General features: G+C 61.1%; 20 protein-coding genes. 12 read left to right on the top strand and 8 right to left on the bottom strand.

Annotated elements, in window-relative coordinates; genetic code table 11:
* Positions 1 to 7: 7 nt before the first annotated feature.
* Positions 8 to 3442, bottom strand: coding sequence for a chromosome segregation protein SMC (gene smc, locus QUE41_RS09195; protein ID WP_286342577.1), 3435 nt, complete (start codon positions 3440 to 3442; stop codon positions 8 to 10).
* Positions 3443 to 3602: 160 nt separating this feature from the next.
* Between smc and cysZ the strand changes: the two genes are divergently transcribed.
* From cysZ to QUE41_RS09180, 3 genes are all read left to right on the top strand, one after another.
* A complete protein-coding gene (gene cysZ / locus QUE41_RS09190) occupies positions 3603 to 4364 on the top strand; it encodes a sulfate transporter CysZ (protein WP_286342576.1) in 762 nt (253 codons plus the stop codon).
* A 93-nt stretch (positions 4365 to 4457) separates the two neighbouring features.
* Positions 4458 to 6707, top strand: a complete 2250-nt coding sequence (locus QUE41_RS09185) for a carbohydrate binding family 9 domain-containing protein (RefSeq protein WP_286342575.1) — start codon at positions 4458 to 4460, stop codon at positions 6705 to 6707.
* Between the two features lie 149 nt (positions 6708 to 6856).
* Complete coding sequence (locus tag QUE41_RS09180; RefSeq protein ID WP_286342574.1) at positions 6857 to 7324, top strand: GNAT family N-acetyltransferase; 468 nt, start codon at positions 6857 to 6859, stop codon at positions 7322 to 7324.
* Positions 7325 to 7337: 13 nt separating this feature from the next.
* On the opposite strand, the gene QUE41_RS09175 is transcribed toward QUE41_RS09180, so the two are convergent.
* The gene (locus QUE41_RS09175; RefSeq protein WP_286342573.1) at positions 7338 to 7931 is read right to left on the bottom strand and encodes a TetR/AcrR family transcriptional regulator; all 594 of its coding nucleotides are present in this window, start codon (positions 7929 to 7931) and stop codon (positions 7338 to 7340) included.
* A gap of 213 nt (positions 7932 to 8144) precedes the next feature.
* Between QUE41_RS09175 and QUE41_RS09170 the strand changes: the two genes are divergently transcribed.
* On the top strand, positions 8145 to 9446 hold the full coding sequence (locus QUE41_RS09170) for a DJ-1/PfpI family protein (RefSeq protein WP_286342572.1): 1302 nt from the start codon (positions 8145 to 8147) through the stop codon (positions 9444 to 9446).
* Here the strand turns inward: QUE41_RS09170 and QUE41_RS09165 are convergent.
* From QUE41_RS09165 to QUE41_RS09140, 6 genes are all read right to left on the bottom strand, one after another.
* A complete protein-coding gene (locus QUE41_RS09165) occupies positions 9434 to 10003 on the bottom strand; it encodes a hypothetical protein (protein ID WP_286342571.1) in 570 nt (189 codons plus the stop codon). The genes QUE41_RS09170 and QUE41_RS09165 overlap by 13 nt on opposite strands.
* Positions 10004 to 10077: 74 nt before the next feature.
* Complete coding sequence (locus QUE41_RS09160; RefSeq protein ID WP_286342570.1) at positions 10078 to 10944, bottom strand: DMT family transporter; 867 nt, start codon at positions 10942 to 10944, stop codon at positions 10078 to 10080.
* Positions 10941 to 11396 carry a GNAT family N-acetyltransferase gene (locus QUE41_RS09155; RefSeq protein ID WP_286342569.1) on the bottom strand — a complete coding sequence of 152 codons (456 nt, stop codon included), beginning with the start codon at positions 11394 to 11396 and terminating at the stop codon, positions 10941 to 10943. Before QUE41_RS09155 ends, QUE41_RS09160 begins: the two co-directional genes overlap by 4 nt.
* Positions 11397 to 11456: 60 nt before the next feature.
* Positions 11457 to 12035, bottom strand: coding sequence for a Crp/Fnr family transcriptional regulator (locus QUE41_RS09150; protein WP_286342568.1), 579 nt, complete (start codon positions 12033 to 12035; stop codon positions 11457 to 11459).
* Positions 12032 to 13270 (bottom strand): GGDEF domain-containing response regulator, encoded by a 1239-nt coding sequence (locus QUE41_RS09145; protein ID WP_286342567.1) that lies wholly within the window; start codon positions 13268 to 13270, stop codon positions 12032 to 12034. The genes QUE41_RS09150 and QUE41_RS09145 overlap by 4 nt, the downstream gene beginning before the upstream one ends.
* Positions 13267 to 14364 carry an RDD family protein gene (locus QUE41_RS09140; RefSeq protein WP_286342566.1) on the bottom strand — a complete coding sequence of 366 codons (1098 nt, stop codon included), beginning with the start codon at positions 14362 to 14364 and terminating at the stop codon, positions 13267 to 13269. The genes QUE41_RS09145 and QUE41_RS09140 overlap by 4 nt, the downstream gene beginning before the upstream one ends.
* A 216-nt stretch (positions 14365 to 14580) precedes the next feature.
* Between QUE41_RS09140 and cysK the strand changes: the two genes are divergently transcribed.
* The 8 genes from cysK to QUE41_RS09100 all read left to right on the top strand — a co-directional run bounded on the left by cysK (position 14581) and on the right by QUE41_RS09100 (position 25026).
* Complete coding sequence (gene cysK / locus QUE41_RS09135) at positions 14581 to 15552, top strand: cysteine synthase A (protein WP_286342565.1); 972 nt, start codon at positions 14581 to 14583, stop codon at positions 15550 to 15552.
* Between the two features lie 160 nt (positions 15553 to 15712).
* Complete coding sequence (locus QUE41_RS09130) at positions 15713 to 17215, top strand: methyl-accepting chemotaxis protein (RefSeq protein WP_286342564.1); 1503 nt, start codon at positions 15713 to 15715, stop codon at positions 17213 to 17215.
* Between the two features lie 225 nt (positions 17216 to 17440).
* Positions 17441 to 18979, top strand: coding sequence for a methyl-accepting chemotaxis protein (locus tag QUE41_RS09125; RefSeq protein ID WP_286342563.1), 1539 nt, complete (start codon positions 17441 to 17443; stop codon positions 18977 to 18979).
* Positions 18980 to 19096: 117 nt separating this feature from the next.
* Positions 19097 to 19354: an HPr family phosphocarrier protein gene (locus QUE41_RS09120; RefSeq protein WP_286342562.1), complete on the top strand. Its 258-nt coding sequence runs from the start codon at positions 19097 to 19099 to the stop codon at positions 19352 to 19354.
* 23 nt (positions 19355 to 19377) lie between these two features.
* Complete coding sequence (ptsP, locus tag QUE41_RS09115; protein WP_286342561.1) at positions 19378 to 21069, top strand: phosphoenolpyruvate--protein phosphotransferase; 1692 nt, start codon at positions 19378 to 19380, stop codon at positions 21067 to 21069.
* 58 nt (positions 21070 to 21127) lie between these two features.
* Complete coding sequence (gene crr / locus QUE41_RS09110; protein ID WP_028109830.1) at positions 21128 to 21634, top strand: PTS glucose transporter subunit IIA; 507 nt, start codon at positions 21128 to 21130, stop codon at positions 21632 to 21634.
* 146 nt (positions 21635 to 21780) lie between these two features.
* On the top strand, positions 21781 to 23358 hold the full coding sequence (locus QUE41_RS09105) for an alkaline phosphatase (RefSeq protein ID WP_286342560.1): 1578 nt from the start codon (positions 21781 to 21783) through the stop codon (positions 23356 to 23358).
* Positions 23359 to 23370: 12 nt separating this feature from the next.
* Complete coding sequence (locus QUE41_RS09100) at positions 23371 to 25026, top strand: alkaline phosphatase (RefSeq protein ID WP_286342559.1); 1656 nt, start codon at positions 23371 to 23373, stop codon at positions 25024 to 25026.
* The last annotated feature ends 19 nt before the right edge of the window (positions 25027 to 25045 follow it).

The raw sequence follows: 25045 nt of genomic DNA, 5'->3' as shown, positions 1-25045 counted from the left end.
GTTGTTATTACAGTTGAGCCATAGCTGCGGCTTCTTCGACGTTGACCGCCACAATGCGTGATGCCCCCGGCTCATGCATGGTCACACCGGTCAACTGGTCAGCCATCTCCATGCTGACCTTGTTGTGACTAATATAAATAAACTGTACCGTTTCCGACATCTCTTTTACCAGACGGCAGAATCGGCCGACGTTGGCGTCATCCAGCGGTGCATCCACCTCATCCAACATACAGAAGGGTGCCGGATTCAGCCTGAAAATGGCAAACACCAATGATAAAGCGGTCAGCGCCTTTTCACCACCGGAGAGCAGGTGGATGGTGGCGTTCTTCTTGCCGGGTGGCCGGGCCATGATGGTGACACCGGTCTCCAGCAGGTCGTCGTCGGTAAGTGCCAGATAGGCACTGCCCCCGCCAAACACCTTGGGAAACAGCTCGCCGAGGCCGTCGTTAACCTCATCAAAGGTGGCCTTGAATCTCTGCCGGGTCTCCCGGTCAATCTTGCGAATGGCCGATTCCAGAGTGTCCAGAGCCTCGGTCAGGTCGTCATTCTGCTCATCCAGATAGCGCTTGCGCTCGGACTGCTGCTCGAACTCCTCGATGGCGGCCAGGTTGATGGCCCCCAGACGCTTGATACGTTCCCGAACCTTGGTGAGCTCCTCCTGCCACTTGGCCACGGCCGCATCGGCGGGCAGTTGGTCAAGCACCAGCTTCAGGGAGACCTCGGATTCGGCCAGCAGATCCAGCTGTCCCTGGGCCTGCACCCGGAGCCCCTCGTGCTCCATCTTCAGTTCGGTGATCACTTGGGTAAGTGCGTTGAGCCGGTCAATCTGGCCGCGGTTGGCTTCGTGAATTCGCGCCAGTTGGGCTTCCACATCGGCCATCTGCTCATTGAGCCCTGCGATGGTCTGCTCCTGCTCCGCCCGTCTGTCCAGGGCCAGCTCCAGCTCCATCTGCCACTCGGCAAGTGGCTCCAGCAGGCCCTGTTGCTGCTCGCGGGTCTCCTCCAGCCTGGCGCGCCACTGCTCGGCACTGCCCTGCTGTTGACCGAGCTGGGCCTCAATCCCCTGCAGGCGGGTACTGAGGGTCTGGCGCTGCAGGGTCATCTGTTGCACGGTAGATTGCTGTTGACTCACCCGGGCACGCAGGGCATCACTCTGCCCCTTCTGGTTGTGATGGGCATCCTGCAACTGGGTCAGGCGCTGCTGGTGACGCTCCAGAGTCTCCTGAATCTGCTCCTGCTGCTCTTCAAGCTCCATGGACTGCTCTGCGGCCTGCTCAATCTGCAGTGCCAGCTCTTCCAGCTGCTCCAGGGCCTGCTGACGCTGTTGGGCCTGATGCTCCAGCTGCTGCGTCAGCTTCTGCAGCTCCAGCTCCGCTTGCATCAGGGCACTGCGCTGCTGATTGCACAGCCGCTCGCCCTCCTGTACCCGGGCCTCGCACTGGGCAAATTGCCCATTCACCTGTTCCAGCGCCTGAGCCTTATGAGCCAGCGCCTCTTCCTGGGCCTGCTCCTGGGCCATCAGTCGTGATTCATCGTCGGTGAGTGCCAGCACCGAACGCTGACTGCCTCCTGGCATTCGCATAAACCCCTGACCGAGCCACTCTCCCTTTGGGGTCACCAGTGACTGCTGAGGCTCCAGCTGAGGCAGACGACGGAGCGCCGTCTCCAGGCTGTCCACACAGAGTACCTGACCCAGCCAGGGGGCCAGGTTCAGGGGGGAGTCCACCTTGGCCAGCAGGGAGTGGCCATGGGCCGGGCCGCAGTCAGCCTGGGAGAGGGCCATCAGCCCCTGGGGCAACTGAGTGTCATCGGAGATCACCGCCTGCAGCCACTCCCCCAGCACCTGCTCGAGGGCAACCTGCCAACGGCTGTCAATCTGGATCTGCTGCCACACCCGCGGCAGCTCATCATAGGGGGCCGGCAGTCGCTGCTGCAGGCCGTCAATCAGGGTTCGGGTGGCGGTCAGTTCGGCCCGGGTCGACCCCAGCTGTTCCCGCTCCTGCTGCAGGCCGGCTTCGGTGTCGCGCCGACGGTCGGCGCACTCTGCCGCCAGCTGCTTGTGTTCTGCCAGCTCCTCCTGGCGCAGCTGCACCTCGTCGCTGAGGGCCTCTTTACGGGCTTGTGCCTGCTCCAACTGCTGCTGGCTCTCCTGTGCCTCAGGCAATTGTTGGCCCTGAATGCGTGCCTGACGCTGAATCAGCTGCTCTTGTTCCCTGGCCACCGCCGCCTGCTGGGTGCGGCAGACGTCCCGCTGGCGGGTCAGGTCGCTGACCTGGTGCTGCGCCTGCTGCAGCTGACCCTGCTGATCGCTGCCGGACTCCAGAAGCTGCTCCAGCTCCTCCTCCAGCATCATCAGGGACTCGGCGGCCATCTCCACTTCCGGCTCCAGCATCTCCAGCTGTTCGGCCAGCTCCTCGCGCTCCTCATGCAGCGCCTGGCGGCGCCCCTCATCCCCATCTAACTGGGCCTGAGTGCGCCTGAGCTCCTCTTCCAGTTGCTGATGACGCTGACGGCCGTGAAGAATTTGCTGCTCCAGCTTGGTCACTTCACTGGTGGCCAGGTAAAGCCCCTGCTGCTGCTGGGTCAGCTGTGCCTTGATGTCGCTTTGGGACTGCTCAAGGGTCAGGATGGCGCTGATGTCCCCCTGCTGGGCCGACTGACACTGCTGGTGCTCGGTCTCTTTCTGGCCAAGCTGGGTTTCCAACTCGGTCATGCGGTCACTGAGCTCCCGCCAGCGCAAGGCAAACAGCTGATTTTGCAGGGTGCGTTCATTGGCTTTGTGAGTACGATAACGACGGGCGGCGTCGGCCTGGCGCTGCAGGCGCTCAAGCTGGGAGCCCAGTTCGCTGCGCACGTCTGCCAGTCGCTCCAGGTTTTCCCTGGTGTGCTTGATGCGGTTCTCCGTCTCCCGGCGACGCTCCTTGTACTTGGAGATGCCGGCGGCTTCCTCGATGAACACCCTTAGCTCCTGAGGGCGTGATTCGATGAGGCGGGAGATCATCCCCTGCTCGATAATGGCGTAGCTTCTGGGCCCCAATCCGGTGCCCATAAAGATGTCGGTGATGTCCCGTCGACGGCATTTGTTGCCGTTGAGAAAGTAGCTGGACTGGGCGTCGCGGTTCACCTGACGCTTGATGGAAACCTCGGCGAAATTGGCAAATTGACCGCCTACCCGGCCCGAGCTGTTGTCGAACACCAGCTCCACGCTGGCCACAGAGCTGGGCTGGCGACTGCCGGAGCCATTAAAAATCACGTCCGTCATGGCATCGCCGCGCAGATTTTTGGCACTGCTCTCTCCCAGCACCCAGCGCACTGCATCGATCACATTGGACTTGCCACAGCCGTTCGGGCCGACAATGGCGGTCATCTGCGCAGGAAAGGGCACCTTGGTGGGATCCGCAAAGGACTTAAATCCGGCCAGTTTTATCTGTTTCAGCCGCATCGGACGATTAATTTCTCAACAATTTCAACGGGATTTTTTTGATGGTCCACTCTATCAAAACCCCGGGGCTTTTGTAACAGCCAGCAACAACCCCATTGTTGACCTTTTCCACAGTCAGCCATCAAAATGGGGCTAACTAGCGAGTTTTTATGCAGAGTTTATGAACCGACCTATATTGCCAGCGGGCGCCAGCGGCGCCACCTACTTCATCAAGGGCTTTGAACTGATCCGCACCAAGGGGCTTCGCCGCTTTGTTTTGCTGCCCCTGTCCGTCAACCTGGTGCTCTTCTCCCTGGCCTTCTACTGGCTGTTCCAGCAACTGACCCTGTGGATCGATCAACTGATGGCCTCTCTGCCCGACTGGCTGAGTTGGCTGGACTGGGCCCTGTGGCCCCTGGCGGTGGTCACCGTATTGGTGGTGTTCTCCTTTATCTTCAGTTCGGTGATGAACTGGATAGCCGCCCCCTTCAACGGTTTGCTGGCCGAGCAGGTGGAACGGCGCCTCACCGGCAAAACGGTCAACGACGACAGCTTCACCGACGTGCTCAAGGACCTGCCCAGGGTTCTGGGCCGGGAGTGGCAGAAGCTGAAGTACTACCTTCCAAGGGCACTGCTGCTGCTGATCCTCTTTGTCATTCCCGGCATCGGCCAGACTTTCGCCCCGATAATTTGGTTTATGTTCAGCGCCTGGATGATGGCTATTCAGTACCTGGACTACCCCTTCGACAACCACAAGATTCACTTCGGGGTGATGCGCACCGCCCTGGGCGAACGCAAAGGGCCCGCCTTCACCTTTGGCGCCGCGGTTGCCGCCTTTGCCATGATCCCCGTGGTCAACCTGGTGGTGATGCCGGTGGCCATCTGTGGCGCCACCGCCTTGTGGGTGGACCAGTACCGCAACCCGGTGCTGGCAAACAGGTAACTGTGAAGTAACATTTTCTTACCACAACCCCTCGAACGAAGCGCCGCCCTATGTCACCATTGGGCGGCGTTTTTTTATATCGGAAACAAGACCATGCTCAAGCGCCTGGCAGCACTGACAACTCTTATAAGCTGCACCCAGTTCGCCCATGCCATCACCCTGCCCACCACCTCAGGCAGCATTACCATCGACGCCAACCTGGATGACGCCCCGTGGAAGCAGGCCACCCAGGTGGAGCTCACCATAGAAACCCGGCCAGGGGAAAACACCCCGGCCCCGGTGGCCACCACCGCCTGGCTCATCGCCGACGACGACACCCTCTACGTGGCCTTCCACGCCAAAGACCCCAACCCGGAGCAGATCCGTGCCAACCTCAGTGATCGTGACCGGGCCTGGGGCGACGATCTGGTGGGGATCAAACTGGACACCTGGCATCAGGGCCGCCTGGCTTACCAGTTTTTCATCAACCCCCTCGGCGTCCAGGAAGACTCCATCGAGAACGAACTGACCGGTCAGGAGAGCGACGCCTGGGACGGCATCTGGCACAGCGCCGGACGCCTCACCGACGACGGCTACATCGTGGAGATCGCCCTGCCCCTGCGGCTGTTCAACTTCGATGACAGCCTGGATATGCAGACCTGGGGCGTGGAGCTGGTGAGGTTCTGGCCCAGAGACAAGACCTATCGTCTCTCCAACACCCCTCTGGATCGCAACGTCGCCTGTACCCTGTGTCAGATGAGCGAACTCACCGGCCTGAACAACGCCAAGACCAGCCGCCAGCTGCAGATCACCCCGTCACTGACCCTGCGCCAGAGTGAAGAGCGCAGCAGCGAGTCCAGCCCCTGGGAGTCCAGCGACAACATGGACTTTGGCGGCGATCTGCGCTGGAACCTGACCCCGGACACCCTGTTGAACCTGACGGTCAACCCGGACTTCTCCCAGGTGGAGGCGGACGCCGGTCAGCTGGATGTGAACACCACCTTTGCCCTGTTCTTCCCAGAGAAGCGCCCCTTCTACCTGGACAACGCCGATCAGTTCGAAACCTACTCCAACCTGGTGCACACCCGGAACCTGGCCGAACCGGAATATGGCGCCAAGCTTACCGGGGCCCGGGGCGATCACAGTTTCGGCCTGCTGCAGACCCGGGACGAAAAAACCAACTTCCTGCTGCCCGGCAACCTCAGTTCCGACATCGCCAGCCTGGGCCGGGCCAGCGACAACGTCGCCCTGCGCTATCGCTACAACCACAGTGACCGCCTCTCCCTGGGCGCCATCGCCACAGGCCGGGAGGCAGACGAATACCACAACTACACCTATGGCCTGGATGGACGCTTCGATTTCAGCAGCCAGACCTATGTGGAGTGGCTGGTGGTGGGCTCCGACACCCAGTACCCGGAGGATCTGGCCGACCAGACCGACGGCGAACAGGCGGCCCGAACCCGCCAGCTGGAGCAGAGCGGCACCCACTTCCTGGGTGAACTCAAGCATGAGACACGCAACTGGGATGCCTACGCCATCTACCGCTACACCGACGAGGAGTTCCGGGCCGACCTGGGCTTCATCGAAAGCGTCGACTCCGCCAAGGCGATTCTTGGAGGAGGCTACAACTGGTACCCCACCGACAGTTTCTTTACCAAGGTGCGCCTCAATGGTGACGTGGATGAAACCAAGAACAACGACGGGGAACGGCTGGAGCGGGAAGCGGAGTTCCGCTTCGGCGCCGAGGGCGGCTACCAGAGCTACCTTGCCCTGTGGGGCGTTACCCGTGAGCGTCGTGGCCGCCGGGAGCGCCCGGAGGATCTGGTGCTGGATGGCAACGCGCCAATGTTTGACGAGACCTTCGGTGGCCTCAACATCGAATTTAAGCCCCTGAGCAACCTGGAGCTGGAGTTTCATCCGCTCTACGGCGATGACATCGACTTTGCCAACAACCAGCCCGCCACCCGCAAGCAGCTGAGCTCCTACCTCAAGTGGCAGCCCCTGTCCCACATCGTGCTGGAGGTGGACCACCTGTGGCGTGAACTCAAGGTCGACGGCGGGACCCTGTTTACCGCCAACCTGACGGATCTGCGACTGAACTGGCAGTTCAGTGTGCGCAGCTTCCTGAGGCTGTCCGCCATCTTCCGCGACATCGACCGGGATCCCAGCCTGTATGAGTCCCACGAGGTGGACCCCACCACCCGGGCGCTCTCTACCGAGCTGTTGTACGCCTACAAGGTCAACCCACAGACGGTGTTCTACGCCGGCTACGCCGATGGCCGTTTCAATGATGGGTTCGACAATGGCCTGGAACAGCTGGAACGCAGCGTTTTTGCCAAGTTCAGCTACGCCTGGTTGCTGTAACGCCTTTTTGCCGGGCCGTCATGGCCCGGCATTCCCTCCCACTTGGCGCGCGAGTGAAGGCCAGAAATAAAGCTGTTATCTTGTTGGAATGATTAGTGATTCCCGCGAAGAGGACGAGGCCTGCAATGGAGTGCCACCTGAGGGCCGCTGTGGCCCAAGACGCTGCCACCCTGGTGACCATTCACTACGAATCGGTCCACCAGAGCGCCCGCAGCCACTACCCTGAAGCGCTCCTCAGGGCCTGGTCACCGCCGCCGAGCCAACACCGCAGCGACTGGCTTCACAGCATCATCGCCAGTGACAACACCCTGGTGGAGGTGGCTGAGTGTTCAGAGCGCGGCGTGATGGGCTTTGGCATAGTGCTTTTGGGCCAGAGCCGGCTGCAGGCGCTCTACATTCATCCGAGCGCCAGTGGCCAAGGCATCGGTCGCCGCCTGTTAAACCGGCTGGAGCAGCGGGCCAGCCAGGTTGGGCTCACCAGGCTCAGCCTGAACGCCTCTCTCAACGCTCACCCCTTCTACACGAGAATGGGGTACCTCAGCCACGGCGCCAGCCACCAAGCACTGACCGACGAGGTGGTCATGGCAGCGATGGCCATGGAAAAGTCCCTCATCTAAATCTTCGACACCACTACGCCTGCTGCCCCAGGGCCGCCAACACCAAGCCACGGTTCAGTTGATGCAGTTGGTCGGCAAACTCCTTAGCACTGAGCCGGTGCCTGACGGCGATCCACACCCGTATTTGCGCCTCAAAGTTGGCCACCAGGGCTGCGGCCAGCATCTCGCTGGGGATCGCCCACTGGCGCTGGGAAAACGCCAGAGTCAGCCTCTGCTTTATCCCCGAGGTCAACTGCTCGCTCATGCGGCGCAGCAACTGATCGCCATCGCGGCCGAAGGTGTGCATCAGGCTCAGCCTCATTCCAGGCTTGGACTGGAAGGCCTCCAGGGTCTCTATCATGCCCGCCGGCGCCTCATCGGCCAGCCAGGTGGCTTGGTCCTCCAAGCCCACCAACAGGCGATTGACCCTGGGATGATGGACCGCCACCAGGGCGTCGACTTTGGCTTGAAAGTGGCGATAGAAGGTGGTCCTGCCCAGGTTTGCCCGCTCGACGATCTGAGCGATGGAGATCTCGTGGTACTGCCTCTCGCTTAACAGCTCGCTGAAGGCGGTGAGTATGGCGCTGACCGAGCGCTCCGATTGCCGCTTGCCTCTTGATTCAGCCAATGTCCGTTCCAAAGTTGTCTCTGTGGGGATAGCGAAAATCATACTGATTGCCGCGTCCAGGCTCCACTTCGGCGGGACAAAGTGGAACATTTCTCCTCAACTGTACCGCCTTGAACATTCGCCCCCCAGCGGTCATGGCGTGGCGAACCCGGGCGACAGATACTGGCCGCCAGCGGCGCCATACCGGTGCCGATTCATGAAGGAGAGCCCCCAGTGCTGTTCACCACCTGCCGCATCGGCTTTATCATCGGCCCGGGCCTGCGGCCGGCGCACGTCGCTGGCCCCCAGTCTGTCCTGGGCCTGCACCCCGGGAATAAAACCGTCCACATCTCTTCGCAAGCCGGGTTTGTCACCGACCAGGGCGGTTATGCCATTGAGGCGGAGCACTCCTTTGACGACGCCCCCGACCTGGATCTGCTGGTGATTCCCGATCTCGACCCCGGCTTTGGCCAACGCGAGGAGGTCCGGCGGTTTCTGCAGCGGCAGGTGAAGGGCGCCAAACTGGTTATCGCCATAGGCTCGGGCCTCATCTCCCTGGTCAATGCCGGCCTGATGGCCGGCGCCCGAGTCACCTCGGATGAGACCACGCTGTCCGCCTTAACCGATGCCGATGTCGAGTCGGTTAGAGGTCAGGGACCCGTCCAGTGGGGAAAATTCATTACCGCCGGCCCCTCCACCGGCGCCCTGGAAGCGGCCTATCTGGCCCTGGCAGCACTGCGAGGCCGCTGGCTGGCCCGGTTGGCCGAACTGGTTCTGGAGTATGAGCCTCGCCGCCGCTATGACGCTCCAGCCGACCAACCGTCCCCTCCTCTGCCCAGCCAGCCGCTCAAGGTCGCGGTCATCTCCCCGCCCTGGCTCTACTCACCGGACATCATCGGTGCCGTGGACGTATTCAGTGCCCTGCCTAATGCAGAGTTTCACTATGTCTGGGAGCAGCCGGGTGCCTCACGCTCTATCTTTGGCCACCGGTCTCGAAGCACCCTGAGCTTTGACCTGTGCCCCGAGGTAGATGTGGTTGTGGTCGGCGCCATGCTGCCCTGGGTCAGCGCCAACGAAAACGCACTCAGATTCATCCAGCGCCAGCACTCTAGCGCCCAGGTCTTTATTGGCACCTGCGCCGGCGCCCTGTTTCTGGCCAGTGCCGGCCTGCTGGAGCAGAAAAGCGCCACCACCAACTTCACCATGATCCCCCTGCTGGCAAAACTGGGGGCAAAGCCTGAGGAAGATCCGGTGGTGAGAGAGGACAAGGTGATCACCTCGGCGCCCGCTGTCGGCAGCTATGAAGCGGCACTGATGGCCATAGAGCAGCTGTACGGCGCAGAGGTGGCCGCGGCCCTTGAAACCCGGGTGCTGGAGTATCGGCCCAAGCCGCTGTTCGGCGTGGGGTCACCGGAGAAGGCCAGCCTGTCGCTGAGGTTCGCCGCCTCCCTGATGAAGCCACTGAACCCCTTCTATCTCTGGTTTGCCCGACGTGGCCGACAATTCAGCCAGAGACAGCAGGCTCAGAGCCGGTAGTTGAGCCTGAGCAGCTCATAGAGCCACTCCCGCTCAATTTCGGTGGCGGTCTGGGCCAGTTCGATGCGCTCGGCGCCCTGGTCCACGGTCAAGCGGTTACCGCTGTCGGTCTCTCTGAGGGCCAGGGTGGCCATCTCCGATGGGGTCAGCTCGAAGCGCTTGCGCTGGGGAAACATCTCCTTCCAGCTGGCTCGGCCGCCATGACGGCCCACATGGCGCATGGGCGGCAGGCCGGTATCGATGTGCAGTGAGGGTTTGGCCAGCAGCCACTGCTCGGGGGCGGGTTTCTTAAAGCTTCTGAGCAGGATATAACCGGCAACGGCGCCGCCCAGGGTCCAGCCTGCCAGCCAGACCATCAGGAACAGCCCTCCTTCGCCCGCCAGCACCTCTCTGGCGGCGTTGACCCAGCCGAACGCCCAACCCACCATCCACACACTGAGAAACAGCGGGACAAACAGCCTGGCGGGCCCCCGGCTCTCCTGGGGCATGACCACCAACTGATGGCCATTATGGGTGGTCAGGCGAATGTCGCTGCCAGTAGGAGGATTGATACTCATCGCGTTCACTTCAAATAGATTCACAAGAGAATCCGTAATCTACCCCATGTGGGCCGGCAGTGACAGTCGGTTGTTCAGACGGCCCTGCGCCTCAGCCGTTGCCAGCCACGCTTGCCCAGGGACACCAGGGCAATGGGCAACACGATCAGGGCGATGCCCAGGGCCGTGATGCCATCTGGCACCTCGGCAAACCAGAGCACTCCAAACAGGGCGACGAACAGCAGCCCGGAGTATTCCGCCAGGGCCACATCCGATGCCTGAGCCAGGCGATAAGCGGCCACCGCCATGGCGTTGTAGGTCAGCACCCCCAGGGCACTGGCGATAATCCACTGCACCTGCATCGCATCCAGCGGCGCCCAGTTCAGCGCCGCCAGCAGCCCGGCCAGGGGCAGACAGAGCAGATTGGTCCAGAACACCGTGGCCACCGGCGACTGGCCCTTGGGCAACTTACGCACCAACAGGTTAAACAGCGCCAGAGTGATGGCGGTGCCACAGGCAAACACGGCCGCCCAGTGAAACTGGGAGGGGCGCAGCACCAGCAGGACGCCGGCAAACCCCAGCAGCGTGGCCAGCACCCGATTCATTGAGGGCCGCTCCCCCAGGATCCACACCGACAGGGGCAGCATCAGCAGCGGCGCGGCGTAGAATACCGCGTTGGCGGTGGCCAGGGGCAGATGGGTCACCGCCACCACCATGCAGGCGGCCCCCACCAGAATCAGGTGAGAGCGCAACAGGGCGATGCCCCAGGGGCCGGGTTGGCGGCCGGCCGGCGTCAGTTTCAGCCACAGTGGCAACAACACCAGGGTGGCGATCAGTTGGCGAATAAACAGGTACTGAAAAGGAGGCACCTCGCCGTTCAGGCATTTGACCGCCACATCGGACAACGCCGCCGCCAGGTTACCGCCTATCAGCAACCACAGGGCACGATTACTGGAGATCACCGGGCGACCCGGCGCATATCCACATGGGGAATGCCATCTTCCAGGTACACCTCGGAAAATGCCTTGAACCCATGTTGGCCATAGAAACCTTGCAGATGCTCCTGGGCGCCAATCTCTATGGCTTCACCTGGCCAGAGTCGCTGGCACTGAGTCAGCGCCTCGTCCATCAGCCTGTGGCCAGCTCCGCTGCCACGCTGGCTCATGGCCATCGCCACCCGGCCGATGCTGACTGCGTCGAAACTGACCCCCGCCGGCAACAGGCGGGCACAGGCCACCAGGGTGTCGTCCTCATAGCCCAGCAGGTGGTACACCCCGGGAAGGCGATCCTTGTTGTCCAGCTCCGGGTAGGGGCAATTCTGCTCCACCACGAAGATGTCGATCCTGAGCTTAATCAGATCGTAGAGGGCGTTGTTGGAAAGTTGGTCGAAGGTAAGTAACTGCCAGGTGAGCATGAAGGAGCCTCGGTAAATCTCTAATGGCGGCTACTTTACTGAGTTTCAGCCCCAAGGTAATTAACCTTTGTTAAGTCGGCTCTTTATCCGGCTGAGGCTGATGGGGGTGATCCCCAGATAGGCGGCAATCTGGTAGTCCGCCAGCCGCTGAAGCAGCTGGGGATAGTGCTCACAGAAGTGACGATAGCGCTGCTCTGGGGTGCTGAGCAGCAGCAGGCGTTCTTTGCGCTCCTTGAACAGCAGTTGGGTCTCCAGCAGGGTCAGATAGGCCAGGTGTCTCTGATTACGCCACTGAGACAATTGGTCGAGAGGCAGGGCCATCAGGGTCGAGTCTGTAATGGCCTGAAACTCGAAGGGCAGCGGTATGCCATCGAGCAGGCTCTCATAACCTATGACCCAGTCTCCCTCCCAGTAAAACTCCTTGCTGTAGTGACGGCCAGATTCGGTGTGATATACCCCATGACACAGCCCCTCCACCAGCAGATGAAACTGGCCAGGCACCCTGCCCTGCTCCGACAGGGTCTCCCCTGGCCGAAGCCGACGCAGCTTGCCGGCTTGGGCGAGCTGATTGACCTCATGGGCAGTCAGACCGAGCTGGCCCAGGGCCAGCTCCAGGGTGGCGCAGACCTCTGGGGTCACTGATCCTCCTCGAGCAGCACCAGGTTACGCCCCGCTTCCTTGGCCTGATACAGCACCTCATCGGCCCGTCGCAGCAGCTCATCGGTGTGATCCTCCGGCGCCGCCTGGCACAGGCCGGCACTGAAGCTGACCGCCAGCTTTTGATCCCCCAGATCCAGGGGGGTCGAGGTCAGCTTGCGGCGCACCGCCTCAATCAACCGCCAGGCCTGGTCGCCATTGAGCCCCGGCATCACCACCGCAAACTCTTCGCCGCCCACCCGGCCGATGACAAAGCGCTCCAGGCTCTGACTCAGCTCGCGAGCCAGAACTTGCAGCACCCGATCCCCCATCTGGTGACCATGCTGGTCATTGATCGCCTTGAATCTGTCCACATCCAGCAGGGCCAGACTCAGGTTCTGGTTGTTCTGCCCCGCCTGGGTACGAGCGTCCTCCAACTGGGACATCAGATAACGCCGGTTGGCCACGCCGGTAAGGTAATCCAGGTTGGCCCGTTGCCACAGCTGCTGATTGAGCTCCCAGGCCTTAATCAGGTTGTTGATTCGGCAATAGAACTCTTCGGCAAAGAAGGGCTTACGCAAGAAATCATTGGCGCCATATTTGATGAACTTAGCGGACACCTCCTCCTGGCCGGACAGGCCGACGATGGAGAGCTGATCGCCCCCCGGGCGCTCGCGAACCCGGCACACCAGTTCGACGCCATTCATCACCGGCATCTCGTAGTCGGTGATCATCAGCTTGAATTCGTTGGTGGCCAGCAGCATCAGGGCAGAGTCGGCACTGTCCGCCTCGACCACCTGAAACAGGTGACGCGCCAGCAGATCCTTAACCTGCTTGCGAGCCACCTGAGAGTCGTCCACCACCAATACCCGGTAGGCCTGGTTGCGATTCAGGCGGCTGACCAGATTCACCGCGTACTGATAGGAGAAACGGTTCTCCTTGATGACGTAATCCACCACCCCGAGCCCTTGAAGGCGGTTACGCTCCCCTTCGTCCATCTGGGCGGTCAACACTATGGTGGGCAGCCCCTTGGCCAGGGACCACTCGATCACCTCCCCATTGGGGGCGTCCGGCAGGCAACGGTCACACAGGGCCGCAAAGTATTGGTTGTGCTCCATCAACTCCCTGGCAGTGGCAAAATCCTTTGCCAGGTCCACTTCAATCCCCGGCTCCTGTTGAAACAGGTGCAATAAGACCTTGGCCACAGTGGCGCTGTCTTCAACGACCAGCACTCTCATTCATTCAGTTCCTTTTGATTTGCCATTATTTTATTGCGTTCCGCCCGGGCTCGTTTTCTCGCCTTGGCACGCAGGTCAACCACCACGGTGGAAGAGATCTTGTCGTGGATCCCCTGTCGGTTGGGATCCCAGAATATCTGCAAAAAGCCCATCAGCCCAGTGGTCAGGCCGGCGCCGTAGCCGCCATAGCGACCAAAGGCCTCCCACAGGCTCAAAGGGGTGTTGTCCAGCTGTATCACCCGAATCGCCAGCAGCTTCTTGCCCAGGGTCTGGCCATGAAACCAGGCGGTAAACACGGTGAAGTACACGGACGCCCAACCCAGGCCAAGCCCAAGATCTTCGATGATCCCCTTAACCACGCCAATGATGCTGAACCGCTCCGGCTCCTGATCCGCCTCGAAGTCTTCGGCCTCGGCCTGTTTCTCCAGCGCGGTGCCCAGGGCATCCACCACCTCATCCGTCTGGGGCGGGGCGTGCTCCAATGTCTGGGTGGCGTCATCGACCGCCACCTCTGGGCTCGAGGTTTCCCTGGCCGGGGTATCGGCGGGCTCATCGTCGCCACTCATGATGTCTGCGGCCACCTGCTGAGCCTGGGCCTCGGTCAGGCCGTAGCGCTCCATCAGGTAGTCGCTCATCTGCTGTTCTGTGGTGAACTCCTCCCCCACCACCTTGGCGGTGACATCACCAATCACCCTGAGCACACAGCCCACATCCCCTTCGGCGCAGATGCCATCGAGCTCGACGGACTGCTCCACCTCGACCCTGGGTTCGGCCACCGACGGGGTGTCTTCCGGCCAGCCCTGGATGGTGGCGTTGATCATGGCAAACAACAGCCAGAGACCGAAACCGATGAAGATGCCGGTCTGCAATTTACCCTTGATGCGGTAACCCCGAAGACGTATCCACCCCACCGCCAGGACAATGGCCAGCAGCAGATCGCCCGGCAACTCCGCCAATATGGCCACCATCAAAAGATCGATGGCGATGGCCAGGCCACGTCGCCAGGGTGAAGCCAGGGGCCGGTTGAGCAGTTTGGGGGCAATATTGAAGGCGTAGGGAGTAATGATGGTGCGGGGGTCGGCGTGCTGACTCACAACAATCCTTATCTACCTGAATTCCTATGGCGTGACGTTATCACAATTTGATGGAAATCATCCATTTCCATCTCATATACACAAATAGGGCAACCGTTATTCCATTCAGGAATATAGGATAACGAACCGTACCTTCCACCAACGCAAAACCCCGATATGCTGGCTACTATTACTGCTACCCCAGCAATATTGCGAGCAAGCACGGAGCATCACAGGATGGCTAAAATTTTTGACGACAACTCTCTCTCCATCGGTCAAACCCCTCTGGTTCGCCTGAACCGGGTCACCGACGGGAATGTTCTGGCCAAGATCGAGGCCCGCAACCCCAGCTTCAGCGTAAAGTGCCGTATCGGCTCCAGCATGATCTGGGACGCCGAAAAGCGCGGCGTGCTCACCAAGGACAGCGAGATCATCGAGCCGACTTCCGGTAACACAGGCATCGCCCTGGCGTTCGTTGCCGCCTCCCGCGGTTACAAACTGACCCTGACCATGCCCGACACCATGAGCCTGGAGCGCCGTAAGCTGCTCAAGGCCCTGGGTGCCAATGTGGTGCTGACCGAGGGTGCCAAGGGCATGAAGGGCGCCGTTGCCAAGGCGGAAGAGATTCGCGACAGCGATCCTGAGCGTTACGTGCTGCTGCAACAGTTCGACAACCCCGCCAACCCGGCGATCCACGAGCAGACCACCGGCCCCGAGATCTGGGAAGACACCGACGGCGAAGTAGACGTGTTCGTTGCTGGCGTGGGCACCGGCGGCACCATCACCGGCACCAGCCGCTACCTGAAGCTGAACAAGGGTAAGCAGGTGCTGAGCGTGGCCGTTGAGCCTGAGGATTCTCCGGTAATTGCCCAGGCCAAGGCAGGCGAAGAGCTCAAGCCTGGTCCTCACAAGATTCAGGGCATCGGTGCCGGCTTCATCCCCGGCAACCTGGACCTGGAGATGGTGGATAAGGTGATCAGCGTGTCCAACGACGACGCCATCGCCATGGCCCGCCGCCTGATGGAAGAAGAGGGCATCCTCGCCGGCATCAGCTCCGGAGCCGCCGTGGTGGCCGTCAACAAACTGCTGGAGGAACAGCCTGAGCTGAAAGAGAAAACCATTGTGGTTATCCTGCCCTCCTCTGCCGAACGCTACCTCTCCTCCGCCCTTTTTGCGGGTGTGTTCACAGAAGCCGAAACCCAGCAATAAAGTTTCGATCACAATTCAAAAAGGCGGCCCCCGGGCCGCCTTTTTTTGTTATTGTTAGCGCCACGTTGCGATGAACCCCATTTTTGCAACTTACGGACAAGGATGGCCGTGGCACTCCCATGGCTTTAGAAACAACGCTTTAGGCTTCTGGAAGTAAGCTATGTTACACACTCTTCGCCGCCTCTCCATCTCACTGCGCCTGTTGCTGCTGCTCGCCATGGCCGGCAGTGCCACCCTGGCCTACACCTGGTTCAGCCTCTCTCAGCAAAAGAGCGAACTCCACCATGCCGCCGAACTGTCCACCGAGCATATGGGCCAGGCATTGAGCTCTCTGGCCAGCGGTCAGAGCGACTGGAGCGACGCTCTCGCCCTGCCTCAGGAACTCAACCTGGTTGCCTTAGACAGTGGCAGCCTCAAGCGCAGCGACGGTGAACTCAGCCGATTGCTGCCCGCGCCCGGCACCCTGAGCCAGATTCCCCGCGGCACTTTGCAGACCATGGAGCGTTCAGAGGTGACCCTGTGGCTCTTTCCCATAGACAATCAATGGCTGTTGGTGGGCGACTCCCGCCGCGTCGATGCCCAGATGACTGAGGTGATGTGGGATTACGCCATCTTCCTGGTGCTGCTGGCCGGCCCGGTCATGGGAATCTTCCTGTTGCTGAATCAGTCCATTACTGCGCCTTTGACGCAAGCGATCCTCACCATGGAGGAGATCGCCCGGGGTGACGGTGACCTGACCCAGAGGCTGGACGACAGAGGCCGGGATGAGGTTGCCCGCTTCTCCACCAGCTTCAATGAGTTCACCGCCAAGATTGCCGGTCTCATCAAGGTGGTCAATAAGGATGTGGCCGACCTCAGTGCCAGCGCCCAGCAGCTGGACACCACTGTGGCTCAGTCCAACCAGACCGCCGGGGCGATGAACCAGGAAGCCCACTCGGTGGCCTCGGCGGTCACCGAAATGCTGGCCGCCACCGAAGAGGTGGCCGGCAACACCGCTCAGGCCTCGGACACCGCCGCCCAGACCCAGCAGCAGGTCGGGGTATGCCGGGATGCCATGCAGCAGAACCGCACCCTGCTCCAGGAAGTCTCCGACGGCATTGGCCAAACCGGCAATACCGCCGACACCCTGGCCAAAGACTCCGCCCAGATTGGCGGCATCCTCGACACCATCCGTGGCATCGCCGAGCAAACCAACCTGCTGGCGCTGAATGCCGCCATCGAAGCCGCCCGGGCCGGTGAACATGGCCGGGGCTTTGCGGTGGTGGCCGATGAGGTGCGGGCCCTGGCCAGCCGTACCCAGAGCTCCACCGATGAGATTGCCGCCATCATCACCAGCATCCAGTCCGGCGTCGCCCAGGTCACCGATTCGGCCAGCTCCGCTCAGGAGCAGTTCCAACACCTGGCCAGCCAGACGGATGCGGCAGGTGACACCCTCAACCAGGTGCTCGACCGCATCGCCACCATAGGTGACATGAACATGCAGATTGCCGCCGCCACCCGCCAGCAGAGTCAGGTGACCAGCGAGATCAATCAAAACATCAATAACATTGCCGAACTGGCCGAGGCGTCGGTCAAAGCCAACGAAAGCAATGCCAGTGCCAGTCAGTCGGTACAGGGCGTCACCGACGAACTGTCCCACCAGCTGCGCCAGTTCAAAGTGTGAGCCTCAGGGCGGGTCACTCGACCCGCCCTTCTCTCTCCACAAATCTCATCAAAACCGGTTCCGCCCCACGAGGAACATTCGAAAGATGTAATTTAGCATCTTCTTAATTTTGCCGTGCCCAGCACAAAGCCGAAAATTGCCTCGCCTGGTCAGATGACCGGGCGTCCTCCCCCAATGTATACAAGCTACTAGAAGGTAAAATAATTAATAATCAGGAAGATATACATGCTTTCACTGCTGCGACGCCTCTCGGTATCCCTGCGCTTATTGCTGCTACTCTGCCTCACCGCCCTGGCCACCCTGCTGTATACCCTGTTCAGCCTGAACCAACAGCATAACCAGCTGCTGATGGATGCACAGATCAGTACCCACCACCTGGGGCAGGCCATCGCCTCTTTGAAACTGCGGGACAGCCAGACCCTCATCGAGGATCTAGAGCTGGGAGACAACGTCAATCTGATCAAACTGGATGCCAACGGCAAGCTTATCTATCAGCGCACCGTGGACGATGACCTGACCCGGTTGGCCCGCTCCCCGCAAGGCCAACAGGCATTTCGCGCATTGTCCAGGCAACAGGGCAGTCTCGAGGTAGAGGTCAAGGGCATGGCGTTCTGGCTGTACGGCTTTAAAAGGGAGGAGGTCACCTTTGTGCTGATCAGCGATGCCCATCAGGTAATGGGACACATGACCCAGGTGATGATCAGCTATGCCGGGTTTCTGACCCTGCTGTCACTGCCTCTGCTGATCATGTTTGTGATGATAAACCTGTCCATTACCCGTCCCCTCAAGAACGCCACCACCACCATGGAGGAGATCGCTCGCGGCGACGGAGACCTGACCCTGAGGCTGGATGACGGCGGCCAGGATGAGGTGTCGCTGTTCTCCAGGGGGTTTAATGAATTTACCGACAAGATCAGCACCCTGATTCGCATCGTAGGACGCGACATTCAGGGGCTGACCGCCAGCTCCGCTCAGTTGGATGCCACAGTAACCCAATCCAATCAGACCGCGGGCGCCATGAACAATGAGGCGCAATCGGTGGCCTCTGCCGTCACCCAAATGCTGTCCGCCACCGAAGAGATCGCCAGCAATACCGCCCTGGCGTCGGAAACCGCCTCCCAGACCCAGCAGCAGGTTGGGGTGTGCCGGGATGCCATGGCGCAAAACCGCAGCCTGCTTCAGCAGGTCTCACAGGGCATAGGCCAAACCGGTAACACCGCCGACAGTCTGGCCAAAGACTCCGCCCAGATTGGCGGCATCCTCGACACCATCCGCGACATCGCCGAGCAGACCAACCTGCTGGCCCTGAACGCCGCCATTGAGGCTGCCCGAGCCGGCGATCAGGGACGAGGCTTTGCGGTGGTGGCCGATGAGGTGCGGGCCCTGGCCAGTCGCACCCAAAGCTCCACCGATGAGATTGCAGCCATCATAGACAGCATCCAGTCCGGCGTGGCCCAGGTCACAAATTCAGCAAACTCTGCCCAAACCCAATTCAGTCACCTGGCAAGCCAGACCAACGACGCCGGCGAGACCCTGAACCAGGTGCTGGACCGAATCGCCACCATAGTCGACATGAACATGCAAATCGCCTCCGCCACCCGCCAGCAGAGTCAGGTAACCGGCGAAATCAATCAAAACATCAACAACATTGCCGAGCTGGCCCAGGCATCAGTCAAAGCCAACGAGAGCAACGCCAACGCCAGTCGCTCGGTGCAGGGGGTCACCGACGAGCTGTCACACCAACTGAATCAGTTCAAAGTGTGACCGGTCTGAAATCCACCAGAGGGCGATCTTGCGCCCTCTCACTTCACTAGTGGATTTGTTGATTCCTGCCCCCCAGACCAGTATGCTGAGGCCGTCTCACCAGCTTCAAGGCAGATCATGTATCGTCAGTCTGTAACCATTGCCGCCAAACAAGGCATTCACACCCGTCCCGCCGCCCTGCTGGTTCAGCAGGCAAAACAGTATCCCTGTGACATCATCGTGTATTGCAATGGAAAGCAGGCCAGTGCCAAGAGCCTCTACCGACTCCAGACCCTGAGTCTGGCCCACGGTACCGAAATCGAAGTCAGCGCCAGTGGTGACCAGGCAGAACAGGCCGTCGACAGCCTATGCCGATTTATCGCCAACATGGACTAGAGAATAGAGAGGGAGGACACGGAGTGTCACACACCTTTGTCGCCCAGGTCCTCTCCGCAGGACTGGTTCGAGGCGCGCTGTATCGCTGCCACCGCCGCATCAACCCGGTGGACCACTCCAAGATCGGCTACCAGCAGATCCCCGCAGAGCTGAGCCACATCGACCAGGCACTGGGTGCCGAGCTCGACGCCCTCAACGCCCTGCAGACCCAGGCCCTGTCCGAAACCGAGCGTGAGCTGGTTGAAGCGGACAGACTGATGCTCCAGGATGAAGAGCTCAAGCGGGACCTCCACCAGCACGTCACCCTGCACCATTGCAGTGCCGCCAGCGCCTTCGAGCGGGTGCTCACCCCCATGGTGGATGAGATCTCCGGCATAGAAGATCCCAACCTGCAGAAACGCGCTGCCGAGCTGCAGCAGTTGAAGCAGCGCCTGACCCAGCACGCCCTGGGCCACAGATGCCCTCTGCCGAAGAGCCTCTCTCCCAAACACATTCTGGTGGTGGACTACCTCTCCCCTGCCGAGTTTTTGCGTTATCCCGACATCAGTGGTCTGGTGGTCAGTCAGGCCACCTATCAGGATCATCTGGCGATCCTGGCCCGGGGCATGCAGGTTCCCCTGCTGGTGCTCTCCCCCGAGGAGCTGGCCCCCCTGCCCCACGGCGCCGACATCCTGCTGGACGGCGAACAGGCCACCGTCACCGTCACCCCCTCCAGAGTTCAGTCCGAAGCCTTCGACGCCCGGATGGCCAACTACCTGGAGCGGCTGCAGCAGATTGAACACGATGCCCAGTCTCCGGCCCTGACCGCAGACGGTCACGAGATCACCATCGCCGCCAACGTCGCCACCCTGGCTGAGCTGCCCCAGGTGGAACGCTATGGCTGCCAGGAGATTGGCCTGCTGCGGACCGAACTGCTGTTTATGGACAGGCTGAGCCTGCCCAACGCCGATGAGCAATACCTGGCCTACCGCACCATTGCCGACGCCATCTCCCCCCATCCGGTCACCATCCGCCTGTTCGACTTCGGCGCCGACAAGGTGATGGAGGAGGAGAACCTGGAGGAAGCCAACCCGGCACTGGGGCATCGCGGAGTGCGCCTGGGACTGGAGCGGCCCCACCTGCTGCTGCCTCAGCTTCGGGCCATCGCCCGGCTGAGCCAGAGTCATCAGGTGCGCATGCTGGTGCCCATGGTCAATCAGGTGGAGGAGCTGGAGATGCTCGCCGGTCTCTATGACCAGGCCACCGCCGACCTGCCGGCAGAACAGAAACAGAAAAAGCCCGAGCTGGGGGTGATGATTGAGACCCCGGCGTCGGTAATGAACATTGACGCCCTGGCCAGCCGACTGGACTTTATCTCCATCGGCACCAACGATCTGACCCAGTATCTGTACGCGGCGGATCGCAACGACCCCACCATGTCCAAGCTCTATACCCCGGTGTCGCCGGCGATGATCCGAGCCCTGGCCTGGGTGTGCTCACGGGCACAGGCTCACGGAATGAAAATCACCCTATGTGGAGAAATGGCCTCAGATATTAAGGCGTTACCTCTTCTGGTCGCCTTGGGAATTGACGGTCTCTCCATGGTCCCCACCCAGAGGCCGGCCATCAAGGGCGCGCTGTCTGCCCTCAGTGTCAGCCGCTGTCAAAAGGTGTTGGAACGGGCGCTGAGAAGTCAGACCACAAGGGAATTAACATCTATACTTAACTCGCTGTGATTCATAGCAAAAATTAGATAAGATCAACAATAACAGGGATAAAGGAAAAGAGGTGCGCATGGGATTTTTCAGCCGCATGCAACGTATGATGAAAAATACTCCCCCCACCGGCGGAATCACCGTGGTGGCTCCGGTCTCCGGAGAGGTGGTGGAGATTGAAAAGGTGCCGGACGTGGTGTTCTCTCGGAAGATCATCGGTGACGGCATCGCCATCGACCCCAGCGGCGACACCGTTTATGCCCCCATTGACGGCACCATTGGCAAGATTTTCGAGTCCAACCACGCCTTCAGTATCGAATCCAACCTGGGGTTGGAGCTGTTCGTGCACTTTGGCATCGACACAGTGGAACTCAGGGGCAATGGCTTTGAGCGGATCGCTCAGGAGGGTCAGAAGGTCAAAGCCGGCGATCCCATCCTGAAGTTTGACCTGGACTACCTCAAAGAGCACGCCAAGAGCGTCCTGACTCCCCTGGTCATCGCCAACATGGAGGACGTCAAAGAGCTCTCCAAAGCCGATGGCGAAGCGGTTGGCGGCCAGACCCCAGCCCTGCAAGTGTTCCTGTAACAGCCGACATCCCTTAGATAAAAAAGACCGCACCGCGGTCTTTTTTCATTCATATTAGTGACATAGAGCTTTAACCTCACCGACATAAACCACAGATAACCTGCTTCCGCTTACGTATCCAAGCATCACAACTACAGGAAGCAGTTATGAAACTTTTATGGAGCTCTCTCGCCACCGCCGTGGCCCTGTCGCTCTCCCACACCGCCGGGGCCCAGGTCCTGCCCAACTATCAAATCAGCAACCCCTGGTACCAGCAGGCCCAACAGGATCTGCACACCAAGCTGACCGCCGACAGCGGCACCCAAGCGAAGAACGTCATCCTATTTGTCGGCGATGGCATGGGGATCTCCACCCTGACCGCGGCCCGCATCCTTGAGGGCCAGCAGCAGGGCATGCTGGGTGAAGAGCACGCCCTGAGCTTCGAGAAGTTTGGCTACTCCGCCCTGGTAAAAACCTACAACACCGATGCCCAGACTCCGGACTCCGCCGGCACCATGACCGCCATGATCGCCGGGGTGAAAACCGATGCCGGCGTACTCAGCGTCGATGAGGACATCGAACGGGGCCAGTGCAGCACGGTGTCAGGCAATGAACTGACTACCGCCATCGAACTGGCGGAGATCAAAGGCCTGGCCACCGGGGTCATCTCCACCGCCCGAATCACCCACGCCACCCCGGCCGCCACCTACGCCAAATCTGCCGACCGCAACTGGGAAGATATTTCCGATATGCCTGAAGAGGCGGTGGCCGCCGGGTGTAAAGACATCGCCGATCAGCTGGTGAACTTTAAGGAGAACCTGCAAGCTCGCTTCCCGGACGCACAAATCGATGGCCTGGATGTGGTCATGGGCGGCGGCCGCCGCCATTTCCTGCCCAAAGAGGAAGCCTTCAACAGCAGCGACGCCCGCTCCGCCGTTGAGGGTGACCGTACCGATGGCCGTGACCTGACCGCCGAATGGCAGCAGAAGTACAGCGACGGCGTCTATGTGATGGACCAGGCTGGCTTCGACGCCATCGACCCAGCCAGCACCCACCGGGTACTGGGGCTGTTTAACGAGTCTCACATGCAGTATGAGGCGGACCGCCACAACGACATTGCCGGCGAGCCCTCCCTGAGCGAGATGACCACCAAGGCCATTGAGATCCTGAAACAGGATGAGGACGGCTACCTGCTGGTGGTGGAATCCGGCCGCATCGACCACGGCCACCACGCAGGCTCCGCCTCCACCGCCCTCACCGACACCATCGAACTGGCCAAGGCGGTCGAGATGGCCCAGGCCGCCGCCGGCGACGACACCCTGATTCTGGTGACCGCCGACCACAGCCACGTGTTCACCATTGCCGGCTACCCGCGCCGCGGCAACCCCATCCTCGGCAAGGTGGTTGGCGTCGATGGCCAGGTGGCCATGGCCTCCGACGGCCTGCCCTACACCACTTTGGGCTACACCAATGGCCGGGGCTTCCAGGATCTCGGCACAGAGACCGATGGCGACGCCAGCTATGGCGAAGAGATCGCCGCCGGGCGCCACGATCTGACCCTGGTAGACACTACCACCTCCGGTTACCACCAGGAAGCGGTGATTCCCAAGAGCTCGGAAACCCACGCCGGCGAGGACATCAGCCTGCACGCCACCGGCCCCGGTGCTCAGTATGTTCAAGGAGTCATTGAACAGAGCCAGGTGTTCCACCTGATCGACGACGCCCTGAACCTGGTTGCCAAATAAGGAAGTAATGCAATGAAACTGACCACTCAATCCCTGCTGGCCCTGGCCATCACTGCCGCCCTGGCCGGCTGTAACTCCAGCGACAACGACAGTGACACCGTCACCCCCGAGCCGTTCCGCGTTGCCAAGGCGGACATCGCCACCAATACCAGCAACCCCTACTACCAGGCCGGCGAGTCCAACGTCGCCGCCGCCAAGGCGCGCACTGCCGACAACCACCGCGGCGCCGCCAAGAACGTCATCCTGTTCGTCGGCGATGGTATGGGCATCTCCACCGTCACCGCCGCCCGCATCCTGGACGGTCAGATGAAAGGTGGCCTGGGCGAGGAGAACAACCTGAGCTTCGACAGCTTCCCCTACTCCGGCTTGGTTAAGACCTACAACGTCGACGCCCAGACCCCGGATTCCGCCGGCACCATGACCGCGCTGATCAGCGGCGTGAAAACCGACGTCGGCGTGATTGGCGTCGATGAGGACATCATCCGCGGCGACTACGCCACCGTAGCCGGTAATGAGCTGATGAGCGCCGTCGAGATGGCGGAGATCGCCGGCATGTCCACCGGTGTGGTATCCACCGCCCGCATCACCCACGCCACCCCCGCCGCCACCTACGCCAAGTCAGCCGACCGTAACTGGGAAGATGTGTCCGACATGCCTCAGGACGCCGTGGACGCCGGCTTCCCCGACATCGCCGATCAGCTGGTGAAGTTTGAACACTACCTGGAGAGCCGCATCAGTGGTCTGGATGTGGACGGCCTGGACGTGGTCATGGGCGGTGGCCGCCGTCACTTCCTGCCCAAGGATGCCTCCGCCAACAGCGCCGATGCCCGCTCCTCTGTCGAGGGAGATCGCACCGACGACCGCAACCTGGTGAGCGAATGGCAGGCCAAGTACCCTCAGGGCACCTATGTGATGGACAAGAGCGGCTTCGACGCCATCGATGCCGCCACCGCCACCAAGGTGTTCGGCCTGTTCAACGAGTCCCACATGCAGTATGAAGCGGACCGGGGTAACGACATCGCCGGTGAACCCTCCCTGGCGGAGATGACCGCCAAGGCGATCGACATCCTCGACAACAACGACAAGGGCTACTTCCTGGTGGTTGAAGCGGGTCGAATCGATCACGGCCACCACGCCGGCTCCGCCTACGGCGCCCTGACCGACACCATCGAGATGTCTGAAGCCGTGGCCAAAGCGGCCGAGATGACCTCTGACAGTGACACCCTGATCCTGGTCACCGCCGATCACAGCCACGTGTTCACCATCGCCGGCTACCCCAAGCGGGGCAACCCCATCCTGGGCAAGGTAGTCGGTGTGGATGGCGAGCAGGCCACCGCCTCCGACGGCCTGCCCTACACCACCCTGGGCTACACCAACGGCCGCGGCTTCCAGGATCTGGGCGAAGAGACCAACGCCGACGCAAGCTATGATCAGGCCATCAATGCCGGTCGTCACGACCTGACCGATGTGGACACCACCGCCCCCGGTTATCACCAGGAAGCCCTAGTGCCCCGCAGCTCGGAAACCCACGCCGCCGAAGATGTGGGTGTCTACGCCCGCGGCCCCGGCGCCCAACTGGTGACCGGCACCAATGAGCAGAGCTACCTGTTCCACGTGATGGAGCACGCCGCCGACCTCAGCGGCCGCGCCGAACAAGCCCTGAAGTAACTGTTAGACCAGACAAGGG

The organism is Ferrimonas sp. YFM (assembly GCF_030296015.1).
GTDB lineage: Bacteria > Pseudomonadota > Gammaproteobacteria > Enterobacterales > Shewanellaceae > Ferrimonas.
This window is presented reverse-complemented; position numbering and strand designations above follow the sequence as displayed.